Genomic DNA, 12,340 nt, shown 5'->3' on the forward strand with positions numbered 1-12,340 from the left:
CAGCTCACCGGCCGGGGCCCTTGCCGGGCTTACCCGGCTGCGGCTTACCCCCGCCCTTGCCCTTTGCCTTGCCGTCGTCCGGCTTGGCCTTCTCGGCCTTGGGCTTCTTCTTCGCCTCGGGTTTGGTGTCGCCGGAGCCGGCCTTGCCGGCTGACGCCTTCACCGTCTTGGCCGGAGCCGACCGGGTGGGTGCCGGCTTGGTGGTGGGCGCGGTGCCCGCCACTCCGGAGACCTGGACCCCGCAGATTGCCGTGCCGACCCGGAACTCCACCGGCAGCGGATTCGTCCCGGTGTACCGCCCGGTCAGGTTCAGCTTCTCGGTGGCACCCGGTGCCAGGGCGGGCCGTTGCGGGACCGCTTGCACCGCCACCGACCGGCCCTGCTGCCGGACCGGCGCCGGGGTCGCGGTGGTCACCTGCTGCTCGCCGGGGAACGCGAAGCTCATGGTCCAGTCGCGCAGCTCACGGTCTCCCGTGTTGGTCAGGCTCAGCTCCGCGGTGAAGTCCTTGCCGGAATCCTTGCGCAGCGCGTACGTGACCTGGCAGGGGACCTCCTGTTCGCCGCCGATGCGCGCCTGCGTCGGTTGATCCATGCCGCCGCTGGCGGGGCTGTGCGACGTGACGCCCCAGACCGCCGCCGTGACGGCCATCAGCCCCGCGGCGGCCGTCACCGCCTCGATCCGGCGCCGCCGGCTCAGCCGACGCCGGGTGCGCGGGCCGGCCAGCGGCAGCGCGTCGGTCGCCGCGGACCAGGGCAGGATCGTGGTACCGGCGTCGGCCAGCGACGACGGGTCGGCAGCGCCGGCACCCACCGGCACCGTCGGCACCTTGCCGGCCGCCTCGGCGAGCACCCGGGCCAGCTCGGCGGTGGCCGGCCGGTCCGCCGGTCGCTTCGCCAGGCAACGGTGGACGAGGGCGGCGACGCTGGCGGGCAGGTTTGGCACGTCGGGCATCGGCTCCGGCTCGCGGTACATGTGGGCGCGCAGCATCTGGGTGGTGGTGTCGGCCTGCCAGGGCAGCCGACCGGTGAGCATCCGGTACAGCAGCAGCCCGAGCGCGTACACGTCGGTGGCCGGGCTGACCTGGCCGTTGTCGAGCCGTTCCGGAGCGAGGTACGCCGGGGTGCCGAGCAGAGTGCCGTCGGGCCCCTTCTCGCTCTCACCGACGAGTGCGGAGATGCCGAAGTCGACCACCTTCACACCGGTGGCGGTGAGCATCACGTTGCCGGGGGTGACGTCGCGGTGCACCACGCCTCGGGCGTGCGCGGTGGCCAGTGCGGAGGCGACCTCGGCCGCCACCGTCACCGCCTCCCGCCACGGCAGGCGTCCGTCGCGGGCCAACCGTGCGGTGAGCGGGCCGCCGTCGATCAACTCCATCACCACGTACGGCACGGTCAACCCGACCTGTACCGACTCGCCGTAGTCGTACACGTTGGTGATGTTGGGGTGGCAGAGCCGGGCGGCGGCCTGGGCCTCGATCCGGATGCGGTGCCGGAACGCCCGGTCGCTGGCCAGCCGGGACGCGAGCACCTTGACCGCCACCTGCCGACCGAGCACCTCGTCGTAGCCGCGCCAGACCACCGACATGCCGCCCGCGCCGAGCTGCTCGATGAGCCGGTACCGCTCACCGAGCAGTTGCGCTCCCCTGCTCACCGCATCACCCATGGTCGGCGTTGTTGCCCGACGTGAGGCCGCCTACACCTTTCTGGTCTGATTCGGTCACGGATGTCACCCGATCAGGCGGTGGCGAGCAGTTGGTCCACCGGAGCGTAGTCGTCGGTGAGCACCAGCGCGTCCCCGACGAAGTCCGTCAGGTCACCGCCGCTGAGCAGGCTCGCCGGCTCGTTGGCGCCGTCGAGGCGGGCCCGGACCGCGGCCAGCGGCAGCGGTGTGTCGGAGGCGACGATCAGGAAGTTGGCACCCCGCTCACCGGCCAGCGCCTCGGGCGGCGCGATCAGGGCGACGTGCGCGAACTCGGCGGCGACGGTCGCCACCTCGCTGCGGATGAACCGCAGCGGCGGGTAGTCGATGACGTTCTGCACGTAGACGCCACCCGGGCGGGTCACCCGGCGGATCTCGGCGGCCATCTCCCGGGTGGCCAGGTGCCAGGGCACCACCAGGTGTCCGAAGGCGTCGCCCACCACGAAGTCGCGGCTGTCGGTCGCCTCGTCGGCCACCAGCATCCGGGCGTCGCCCACCACCGCCCGCAGGTCTGGTCCCTGGCGTACGCCGAGCCGCTGCTCCCCCAGCTCGACGAGCCCACCGTCGATCTCGAACACCAGGTTGTCGGTGCCGGGCCGGGTGGCGGTCAGGTACCGCGGCACGGTGAACCCGCCGCCGCCCAGGTGCAGCGCGTCGAGCCGCTGGCCCGACGGGGCGAGCACGTCGGCCACCGCCCCGATCCAGCGGGTGTACGCGTACTCCAGGTGGGTCGGATCGGCGAGGTCCACGTACGAGTGCTGGGCCGAGTTGAGCAGCAGCGTCCGCCCGCTGGACCGGCCCGGGTCGGCCTGGACGCGGGCGCAGTGGTACGCCGTCTCGACGTCGCAGGGATTCGGGGCGACCATGGTCAGCCCGGCCCCGGCCAGGCCGAGCACCGCCAGGGCGGCCTTTACCCGGGCCGGTCCGGGCAGGACGGCGCGGTCCTGTCGGTGCAGGTACACCCCGAGCGCGATGCCGGTGATGCCGAGGGACGCGGCCAGCCCGAACAGGATCACCGTGCTGGGCAGGGCGGCCACCAGCACGAAGCCGGTGACCAGCGTGGCCGTGACGGCACCGAGCGTGCCGATGCCGGAGAGCCGGCCGACGACCTGACCGGTGCGGCGCAGGTCGGCGAGCTGAAGCTTGATCACCAGTGGGCTGACCGCTGAGAGCAGCATCGCGGGTGCGAAGACGGCGACCGCGACCAGCAGCAGCACGGCGCTGGCCGCACCGCCGCGCAGCACCTCACCGGCGTACCGCACCGCCGGCAGGGTGATCGCGGTGGCGATGCCGGAGAGCACCAGTGCCGGGGCCAGCAGCGTACGCGGGTTGCGCCGGTCGGCCAGCCAGCCGCCCGCCCACGCCCCGTACGCGATCGCCGCCAGCGCGATGCCGATGACCGAGCTGGTCACCTGGAGAGTGACCCCCACGTACGGCCCGACCAGGCGCAACGCGGCGGTCTCCAGCACCAGGACGGCACCGCTGGAGTAGAAGACCAGGAACGCGGCGAGCCTGTTGGGCAGGGCCCGGGGCACCGGCGCCAAGGAGGGCGCGGACGGGGCCGCCACGTCAGGCGTTGGAGAGTTCATCGTGGCGATGGTACGCAGCAGCCCCGGGCCGGCGGGTCAGTACATCGAGAGATGAACGTGGTTCGTGTGGTCGGCGGCCGGGCTGCCGCTACCGCTGTACGCCCGCCAGCCGGTGCCCGGATGCCAGATCTGGCGGTACCAGATCACGTAGAGCACGCCGAGCCGGTCGGCGTTGCGGACGTGCCAGGCGGCCAGGCTGTCACCGTACGACTTGTCGCCACCGGTCGCCGTGCGGTCCTCGAAGCCGTTCGTGGCGGCGGAGAAGTCGCAGGCCCGACCCTTGGGGTGCTCGCCGGAGCCGCCGCTGCGGTAGCAGGAGACGTGCCGCTTGTATCCGGCGGCCTGGGTCTGCTTCAGCGCGTGCAGCGTGCGGGGCGTGATGCAGCCCGAGGTGGTCGGGTCGTTCACCGAGCACGACTCGCCGGGCCAGGAGCCGTCGGAGTTGCGCGGCGCCGGCTTCGCCGAGGTGGAACTGCCACCGCTGAACCCGCCACCGCTACCCGAGCTGACCGCCGCCAGGGCCGCCTCGGCCTCCTTCTTCTTCTTCGCCATCACGGCCAACTGCTTGGTCTGCTCGCGCACCTCGGCATTGATCGCCAACTTGGCCTGCCGGGCCTGCTCCCGGGCCTCGGTCAGCTCCCGGATCCGACGACCGTCCCGCTGGGCCATCATGTCGAGGTTGGCGGCCCGCTGCACGAACGCCTCCGGCGTCGCGCTGTCCAGCAGTACGGCTGCCGGGCTGAGCCGGCCGACCCGGTAGGACTGCGCGGCCACCTCACCGACCATGGCGGTCAGCTCGTCCAGCCGGTCCTCCATCGCGGACAGCTCCTTGGCCATCTGCTTCTGCCGCTTCTTGGAACCGTCCAGCTTGCGCTTGGCGTCGATGTGCGCTTTCGCGGTGGCCTCCAGGGCGTCCCGCAGCTTCTTGCTGCCGCCCTCGTTGGGCTCGGCGTACGCCGGCACCGCACCCACGCCGAGCAGCAGCGCCACGGCGGCGAGCAGGGCGATCAGCGGCCGGTGGGCGTGCCGCCGGACGGGCATGGACCTGCGCACGAAAGCATCCTTTCGTCGGCCGCCGGCCCCCATGGTCAGCACTGCGCGGCGGCGACCCCCGCCGGCGCCGGTCGGCGGCCTGCTGGCGGAAGGCCGCCGGTCAGGATACCGGAACCAGCCCCGTCACCCACCCCACCAACCCCCCACCCCCACAAACCCTCACCCCTGCGTACCCACCCCCTCACCCTCCGCACCCATCCGCGCGTTGATCATGAGGTGAACGGCAACTTTGATCTCTGAGGCTGCCGTCAACCTCATGATCAACGCGGCGAAGGGAGTCAGGTCGGGAGGAGGGCGCTGTGGACTTCGGTCCAGACCTCGGCGTTGACGGCTACCAGCAGGCCGTGTTCGGTGTCGGCGGGGTGGTAGTCGGTGCCGTCTAGGCGGCGGGCCACGCCGCCCGCGGCCCGCACCAGCAAGGTACCCGGGCCGTGGTCCCAGGGCAGGGTCCGCCAGAACAGCACGAACTGCTGCTGGCCGGTGAGCACGTCGAGATACTCGCGGCCGGCGCAGTGCTGCCCCGGCAGCAGCTCGCCGAGGCGCGCACCACCAGCCTCCACCGTGCGCCGGGACGGCCCCGGCAGGAACTTCGTCATCGCGGCACCGCGCAGTTCACCCACTGGTGGCGCCCCGTCGGGCAGGTGCAACGGCTGGCCGTCCAGGTACGTGCCCTCGCCGGTGCGGGCGGTCGCCAGCGCGTCGGCGAGCGGGTCGAACACCCACGCGGCCGCTGGCTCACCGTCGGTGAGCAGGGAGACCATCAACGCGAACGGGCGGCGGCCCGCCGCGAAGTTCGCGGTGCCGTCGACCGGGTCGACGAGCCACACGTCCCCCGAGGCCCGTAGGTGACGCAGCAGGTCGGGGTCGTCGGCCACCGCCTCCTCGCCCACCACCGCCGAACCGGGGCGCAACCGGAGCAACCCGGCGCTGATCATTTCCTCGGCCCGACGGTCGGCGACCGTGACCAGCTCGCCGGGGGCCTTCTCGCTCACGTCGGCGACGTCGAGATGGCGGAACAGGGGCAGCACGACGCGGTCGGCGGTCTCCCGCAACAGCCCGGCGACGTCGTCGAGCAGGGTGTCAGCCACGCGGCGGCAGCTTCACCACGCTGACGAAGAACTCGTCGATCTGCCGGACCACCGAGATGAACTGCTCGAAGTCGACCGGCTTTGTCACGTACGCGTTCGCGTGCAGCTGGTAGCTGCGCAGGATGTCCTCGTCGGCCTGGGAGGTGGTCAACACCACCACCGGGATCCGGCGGAGCTGCTCGTCCCTCTTGATCTCCTCCAGCACCTCCCGGCCGTCCCGTCGGGGCAGGTTCAGGTCGAGCAGGATCAGATCCGGCAGTTCCGCGTCCGCGTACTGGCCCTCGCGGCGCAGGTAGGCGAGCGCCTCGGCACCGTCGGAGACGACGTTGAGCCGATTGCGCAGCTTGTGCTCCTCGAACGCCTCCTGGGTCATCAACACGTCGCCCGGGTCGTCCTCGACCAGAAGCACCTCGATCGGGCTGTTGCCGTCCGCCGGCGCGGTCATCCCACCGCCTCCTTCATGCCACCTGTCCCACCGCCGGTCTGTGACGAACCGGCGACGGCCGAGGGGCGTTGCGATCCGCCGCCGGCCTCGGCGCCGACGGTACCGTCACCTGCCCGGACCGCGTCATCGGCCCGGCCCGGCGCCGCGTCCGTCCCGGCCTCCGCCGGCTCCGATCCGTCCGCCGGGTCGGAGCCGTCCGCCGTGTCCACGTCCGCGCCGGCCCCGTCCGCCCCGGTGGTGCTCGTGGCGGCCTCGACGTCGGCGGGCAGCGCGGGCAGGGTGAAACGGATCGCCGTCCCCTCGGGCACGTCGGTGTCCACCCAGACCCGACCACCGTGGTACTCCACGATCTTCTTGACGATCGCCAACCCGATCCCGGTGCCCGGGTACGCGTCCTTGGCGTGCAGCCGCTGGAAGATGACGAAGATCTTGTCGGCGAACTCCGGCTCGATCCCGATGCCGTTGTCCTGGCAGGTGATCTCCCAATCCTCGCCGATCAACCGGGCCGAGACGTGCACCTTCGGCGCAACGTCCGCCCGACGGAACTTCACCGAGTTGCTCACCAGGTTGACCAGCAGGTTGGTCAGCAGGGGTTCCTCACCGCGGATCACCGGCAGCTCGCCCCAGGTCAGCTCGGCGTCGGCGTACTGCCGGGCCGGCTCGGTCTGTGCCGCCACCTCCGCCATCAGGTGGTTCAGGTCGACATCGGTGAAGCCGGTGGTGAGCCGGCCGATCCGGGAGAACGCCAGCAGGTCGTTGATCAGCCGCTGCATCCGCTGCGCGCCGTCCACCGCGAAGGCGATGTACTGGTCGGCCCGCTCGTCGAGCCGCCCGGCGTAGCGCCGTTGGAGCAGCTGGCAGAAGCTCGCCACCTTGCGCAGCGGCTCCTGCAGGTCGTGCGAGGCGACGTAGGCGAACTGTTCCAGGTCACGGTTGGACCGGGTCAGCTCCTCGGCCTGCTTCTGCAACTGGGTGTTGACCCACTCGATCCGCTCCCGTGCCTCCCGCACCTCGGCCAGGTCCGCGGCGATCTTCTGCCGCATGGCGTCCACGTCCGCGCCGAGACGCTGGAACTCCGGCGGACCGGTGCCCGTGATGCCGTGGCCGTAGTCACCGACCGCGACCTCCCGGACCTGCCCGGCCAGGCTGGTCAGCGGCCGGATCACCATCCGCTCCAGCGAGGTGAGCAGCACCACGCCGGCGACAAGCACCACGAGTGCCGCGATGACCAGCAGCAGTACCAGCAGGTTGCTGGTACTGCGTACGTCGGCGGCAGCCTCGTCGCGGACCTCCAGGATGCCGTTCTGCAGCACGTCGACGGCGACCCGGATCTGGTCGAACTGCTGCCGCGACCGATCGGTGAGCAGTTGCTGGCCGGCGGTGGCGCCACCGGTCTCGATGGCGGCGATGACCGGCAGGGCGATCGCCTGGCGCCACTGCTCCGCCCGCTGCCGCACCGTGCCGAACTCGTCGCGCAGCTCCGGGTAGCCGGCCAGCAGCCGGTCCATCGAGGTGGCCAGTTCCTGCTCGCGCTGCCGGCCGGTGTCGAACGGAACGAGGTCCTCCCGCTCGCCGGTCAACGCGTACCCCCGGATCGCGGTCTCCTGGTCGACCAGGACCGCGAGCAACTCCTGGGACTGGGCCCGCAGCGGACCGGTCTGGTTGAGCACCGCGTCGATGTGCGCCCGGTTACGGGTGGCGACCACCGCCTCCGCGCCGGCCACCCCGATCAACAGCAACCCGACGACCACGACCAGCACGGCCAGCCGGCCGCGCAGACTCCAGCCGGCACCCGTGGTGGTCACCGGCCACCACCCCGCGTGACGAGCAGCATCGCCACGTCGTCGGCGAACGGACCGTCGTTGAGCTGTTCCGCCCGACCGACCAGCCAGGCCGGCAGGTCGGACAGCGGGACCGCCTGGCTGGCCGGCTCGGCCAGCAGGCGGGTCAGGCCGGGCACGTCGAGGCGTTCGTCGCCCGCGCCGACCCGGCCCTCGATCAGACCATCGGTGTACATCAGCAGAGACCAGTCCTCGGTGTCGAACTTCAGGTCGAAGGCGACCGGCCGACGCGGCCGCACGCCGAGCAGCAGACCACCCGGTGCCGGCACCGGAGTCACCCGGCCCTCGGCGAGCAGCACCGGTGGCGGATGGCCGGCCAGCCGCACCGTCGCCCGGCCGGCGTCGAGGTCGAGCCGGGCCGTCGCCACGGTCGCGAAGATCTCCTGCAGCCGGCGCTCACTCACCAGCACCTGTTCCAGCGCGGGAAGCACCTCGTCGTCCGGCACCCCGGCGAGGATCAACGCCCGCCAGGCCACCCGCAGTTCGACGCCGAGCGCCGCCTCGTCCACGCCGTGACCGCAGACGTCACCAATGATCAGATCGACCCGGTCCGGACGGGTCTGCACCACGTCGTAGAAGTCACCGCCGATCAGGGCGGCGTGCCTTCCGGGTCGGTAGAACGTGTGTACCGCGATCTGGTCGGTCGACATCAGCGGCTGGGGCAGCAGGCCGCGCTCCAACCGGGCCGACTCGGCCTGGCGCAGCTCCACCTCACGCAGCCGTCGGGCGTTCTCGTCGGCCCGCTTGCGCTCCACCGCGTAGCGCAGTGCCCGGGTCAGCAACACCCCGTCGACCTGGCCCTTGACCAGGTAGTCCTGGGCTCCCTCGGCAACCGCCACGATGCCCAGGTGCTCGTCGGTGCGACCGGTGAGCACACACACGGCCGCGCTGCCGGACATCTCCAGCACCTGCCGCAGCCCGTCCAACCCCTGCGCGTCGGGCAGACCCAGGTCCAGCAGGACGCAGTCGACCCCCGCGATCCGCCGACGGGCCTCGCTCAGGCTGGTCGCCACCAGCAGGTCGATGCCGGAGTTCGTCTCGGCCAGCAGCTCGCCGACCAGGAACGCGTCCCCCTCGTCGTCCTCGACCAGCAGCACCCGCAGCCGCTCCCCGGGGGGCAGGTTCGGGTTGCCACCCAGCCCGCCCTGCGGGTACGGCCACGACACGACGGAGGGACCGGTCATCCCGGACCCCCGGGTCGGCCGGGTCACCGCCGTGACTGGCGGATGATCGCTGGTGATGTCGGGCTCCTTCCGAGCGCCCTGCTGATCCTGTATTAGACAACGTTCGCACACAACATGACGGAGCGCCCCCAGGTGGCATGGAGGATGATGGTCCACTCCAGGACCACCCCCTCGCGAGGAGCCACCCGTGGGCGCACCCCCCAGCCCCGTCACCGACCGCGCCCTCACCCGGCCACGTCGACGTCGTCTCGCCGCGCTCGCGGCACTCGTCGCGCTCGTCGCCGTCGGCGCGAGCGCCCTGCTCGACCTGCGTCCTCCGGCACCTCGCCCGGTCGACACGCCGACCGGCGAGTTCAGCGCGGCGCGCGTACCCGCACGTGACGCAGGTCGCCGGGCGGCCGCACGTCGCGGGCAGCCCGGCCAACGACGAGGTGCGCGCCCACCTGGAAGGCGTACTGCGTGGCCTCGGGTTGCAGACGCAGGTGCAGGACACGGTCGCCGAGGAGGCCGGGCAGCTCAGCGGCGCGGCGGGCGGCGCCACCCCTGGCCCGGGTCCGCAACGTGGTGGCGCGGCTGCCCGGCACCGACCCCACCGGCACGGTGTTCCTGGTCGCGCACTACGACGCGGTGCAGACCGGGCCGGGCGGCAACGACGACGCCGCTGGGGTCGCGACCATCCTGGAGGTGGCCCGCGCGCTGACCGACGGCCCGGCGCCCCGCAACGACATCGTCCTCGTCCTCACCGACGCCGAGGAGGCGTGCCTCTGCGGAGCCTCGGCGTTCGCCTCCGAGCATCCGCTGGCCGCCGGCAAGGGGGTGGTGCTCAACCTGGAGGCACGGGGCCGCACCGGCCCGGTGATCATGTTCGAGACGTCACCGGAGAACGCCCGCCTGGTCGAGGTCTTCGGCGAGGCGGCACCGCACCCGGTGGGCACCTCGTTCGCGGTGGAGGTGTACCGCGCGCTGCCCAACGACACCGACTTCACCGCCTTCCTCGACGAGGGGTTCCGCGGGCTGAACTCGGCGTACCTCGACGGGGGTGCGATTTACCACACGCCGCTGGACACCCCGGCGGCGATGGACCGGGCCAGCCTCCAGCACCACGGCGACAACACCCTCGGCCTCGCCCGGGAGTTCGGCCGGATCGACCTCGCCGACCTGCGCGCCGGCCACGACGCCACCTACTTCCCCGTGCCCGGCGGCCTCGCCCGCTACCCCGGCTGGCTGGTGCTGCCGTTGGCGCTGCTGGCACTGGCCGGCGTGGTCGCGCTCGGCTGGCTGGCCCGACGCCGGAACCGGGTCACCGGCGGTCGGTTGGCCGCCGGCTTCGGGCTGGCCCTGGTGCCGATCGTGGTGGCGCCGGTGGTGCCCAGCTCCTCTGGGCGGTGATCGCCGCCCTCCGGCCGGGCTACGCCGAACTGCTCGACCCGTACCGGCCGACCTGGTACCGGCTGGCCGTGCTGTCGCTGGCCGCCGCCGTCGTGTTCGCCTGGTACGCGCTGAGCCGACGCCGGGTCGGCCCGGCCGCGCTGGCCGTCGGCGGGCTCGGCTGGCTGGCGCTGTTCGGCGTGCTGCTGGCGTTCCTGGCCCCCGGTGGGGCGTACCTGGCGACCCTGCCCGCCCTGGCCGGGGCGATCGGCGGGCTGGTGGCGCTGGCCAGCCGCATCGACGGTCCGGTACCGGTGATCGCGGTGACCGTCGCCGCGGCGGTCGCGGTGATCCTGCTGCTCCCCACCGTGGTGCTGCTCTTTCCGGCGCTCGGCATGGCGATGGGCGGCGTCGCGGCGCTCTTCGCGGTGCTGCTCGGTCTCGCCGCGCTGCCCGTGATCGATCTGCTGCACCCGCAGGCCGGCGGCCAGCGGGGCATGAGGCGCTGCGGGCCCGCCGACTCGGTGCCCTGCCGGCCGGGGCCGCCACGCTGGCCACCGTGGTCCTCGCCGGGGTCGGCCTCGCCGTCGACCGGTTCGACGCCGCGCACCCCGTGCCCACCCACCTGATGTACGCGCTGGACGCCGGCACCGGCCAGGCCCGCTGGCTCAGTCACGAGACCGAGCCGCAACCCTGGACCGACGAGTACGTGGACGGCCCGGTCCAGGTCGCCGACGAGTTCCCCGGCATCGGCGGCGACGAACTCCTCGGCGGCCCCGCACAGCCCGCCGACCTGCCCGCGCCCCGGCTGGACGTGCTGGCCGACACCACCGCGAACGGCGAACGCACACTTACCCTGCGGCTCACCCCGCAGCGCCAGGTACGCCTGACCACCCTGCACGTCGACACGTCCACCGCTGAGGTCCGGCGCGCCGTCGTCGCAGGCCGGACGGTGCCGGTGGAAACCCGTGAGGGGCGCTGGGGCTTCGGGGTGGTCTTCCACGCCCCGCAGCCCGAGGGGATCGAGGTCACGCTGACCGTCACGCCAAAGGCGGACCGGATCGCGCTGCGCGCGATGGACGCCAGTGACGGCCTCGACACGCTGCCCGGCTTCCGCCCCCGCCCACCGGACGTCGGCGTCGCCGGCTCGCACAGCTCCGAGATGCTCGCCGTAGCCCGCACCTACCCGCTGTAGGGCAGCTACTTCCAGCGGAAGTGGACGAAGAGGCGGCCGAAGTTCTTGGAGTCCTTCTCGACCCGGTGGTAGAGCTGCTTGACGTCCTTCTGGTCGAGGAAGCGCAGCACGCGCTTCTTGAGCTGGCCGGAGCCCTTGCCCGGGATGATCTCGACGAGGGTGGCCTTCTTGGCCACCGCCTCGTCCATGATCCCGCGCAGAGCCCGGTCGATGTCGTGGCCCTTGTTGAAGATGTCGTGCAGGTCCAGCTTCAGCTTCATGCCACGTCCACCGCCCGGTCGGCTCTCATACGGCCATCGTAGGCACGCCGGGCGCCGGCCCGGCCATCGTGGCCACGCCGGCTGCCGGACCCCGCAGATGTCGAGAGGGCAGCCCATCCGGGCTGCCCTCTCGACGCTTGTCTCCTAGCTCAGCGGCCGCCGCCGACCCGGGTCTCGACCCGGCGCAGGGCCGAGGTGTAGTCGTCGTTGGACGAGTGCATGGCCGCCGCGATGCGCAGGTGACGCAGCGCGTCGGTGTAGCGGTTGAGCCGCTCCAGCGTCCGGCCCAGCACATGGTGGGCGTAGTGGTCGCTGGGGTTGCGGTCGACCAGCTCCCGCAGCTGCTCCTCGGCCCGGCTGAGCTGGGCCGACTGGAAGTAGGCCCGGGCCAGCAGCTGTCGGACGGAGGCGTTGTCCGGCTCCGCCTCGATAATCGGTTCGAGCAGCCGGGCCGCGCTGCCGGGGTCGCCCGCCTCGAAGAACAGGGTCGCCCGCCGGTACTCGGCCAGCAGATCCATGCCGCCACCCCCTCCGTGTCGCACCACTGCTCCGACGCTGGCACAACACCGGCCGTACCGCGACTGTTCCCGGCGGCTTTTCCTGCCCGAGAGAACCCTC

9 protein-coding genes and 1 pseudogene are annotated in these 12,340 nt (G+C 72.4%); 1 reads left to right on the forward strand and 9 read right to left on the reverse strand.

What is annotated here, in order from left to right:
• Positions 1-4 precede the first annotated feature (4 nt).
• The 7 genes from ENC19_RS18760 to ENC19_RS18790 form a co-directional block, all read right to left on the reverse strand.
• A complete protein-coding gene (locus tag ENC19_RS18760; protein WP_164448448.1) occupies positions 5-1,663 on the reverse strand; it encodes a serine/threonine-protein kinase in 1,659 nt (552 codons plus the stop codon).
• Positions 1,664-1,734: 71 nt separating this feature from the next.
• Positions 1,735-3,288 (reverse strand): fused MFS/spermidine synthase, encoded by a 1,554-nt coding sequence (locus tag ENC19_RS18765; protein WP_164448449.1) that lies wholly within the window; start codon positions 3,286-3,288, stop codon positions 1,735-1,737.
• 36 nt (positions 3,289-3,324) lie between these two features.
• Positions 3,325-4,329, reverse strand: a complete 1,005-nt coding sequence (locus tag ENC19_RS18770) for a coiled-coil domain-containing protein (RefSeq protein ID WP_164448660.1) — start codon at positions 4,327-4,329, stop codon at positions 3,325-3,327.
• 290 nt (positions 4,330-4,619) lie between these two features.
• Complete coding sequence (locus tag ENC19_RS18775) at positions 4,620-5,429, reverse strand: inositol monophosphatase family protein (protein WP_164448450.1); 810 nt, start codon at positions 5,427-5,429, stop codon at positions 4,620-4,622.
• Positions 5,422-5,874: a response regulator gene (locus ENC19_RS18780; RefSeq protein ID WP_164448451.1), complete on the reverse strand. Its 453-nt coding sequence runs from the start codon at positions 5,872-5,874 to the stop codon at positions 5,422-5,424. The genes ENC19_RS18775 and ENC19_RS18780 overlap by 8 nt, the downstream gene beginning before the upstream one ends.
• Positions 5,871-7,679 (reverse strand): sensor histidine kinase, encoded by a 1,809-nt coding sequence (locus tag ENC19_RS18785; protein WP_281602945.1) that lies wholly within the window; start codon positions 7,677-7,679, stop codon positions 5,871-5,873. Before ENC19_RS18785 ends, ENC19_RS18780 begins: the two co-directional genes overlap by 4 nt.
• Complete coding sequence (locus tag ENC19_RS18790; RefSeq protein ID WP_216592847.1) at positions 7,676-8,926, reverse strand: PP2C family protein-serine/threonine phosphatase; 1,251 nt, start codon at positions 8,924-8,926, stop codon at positions 7,676-7,678. The genes ENC19_RS18785 and ENC19_RS18790 overlap by 4 nt, the downstream gene beginning before the upstream one ends.
• 160 nt (positions 8,927-9,086) lie before the next feature.
• Between ENC19_RS18790 and ENC19_RS18795 the strand changes: the two are divergent.
• A pseudogene (locus ENC19_RS18795) lies at positions 9,087-11,462 on the forward strand (M28 family peptidase).
• Between the two features lie 5 nt (positions 11,463-11,467).
• On the opposite strand, the gene ENC19_RS18800 reads toward ENC19_RS18795, so the two are convergent.
• Positions 11,468-11,722, reverse strand: a complete 255-nt coding sequence (locus ENC19_RS18800) for a Smr/MutS family protein (protein ID WP_013736060.1) — start codon at positions 11,720-11,722, stop codon at positions 11,468-11,470.
• A gap of 149 nt (positions 11,723-11,871) precedes the next feature.
• The gene (locus ENC19_RS18805) at positions 11,872-12,240 is read right to left on the reverse strand and encodes a tetratricopeptide repeat protein (RefSeq protein WP_164448452.1); all 369 of its coding nucleotides are present in this window, start codon (positions 12,238-12,240) and stop codon (positions 11,872-11,874) included.
• Positions 12,241-12,340 lie beyond the last annotated feature (100 nt).

Source organism: Verrucosispora sioxanthis (assembly GCF_010560025.1).
Classification (GTDB): Bacteria; Actinomycetota; Actinomycetes; order Mycobacteriales; family Micromonosporaceae; genus Micromonospora; species Micromonospora palythoicola.

Bases quoted from the DNA above. Each gene is read 5' to 3' on its own strand.
- ENC19_RS18760 (WP_164448448.1), bottom strand. From the start codon at position 1,663: ATGGGTGATGCGGTGAGCAGGGGAGCGCAACTGCTCGGTGAGCGGTAC.
- ENC19_RS18765 (WP_164448449.1), bottom strand. From the start codon at position 3,288: ATGAACTCTCCAACGCCTGACGTGGCGGCCCCGTCCGCGCCCTCCTTG.
- ENC19_RS18770 (WP_164448660.1), bottom strand. From the start codon at position 4,329: ATGCCCGTCCGGCGGCACGCCCACCGGCCGCTGATCGCCCTGCTCGCC.
- ENC19_RS18780 (WP_164448451.1), bottom strand. From the start codon at position 5,874: ATGACCGCGCCGGCGGACGGCAACAGCCCGATCGAGGTGCTTCTGGTC.
- ENC19_RS18800 (WP_013736060.1), bottom strand. From the start codon at position 11,722: ATGAAGCTGAAGCTGGACCTGCACGACATCTTCAACAAGGGCCACGAC.
- ENC19_RS18805 (WP_164448452.1), bottom strand. From the start codon at position 12,240: ATGGATCTGCTGGCCGAGTACCGGCGGGCGACCCTGTTCTTCGAGGCG.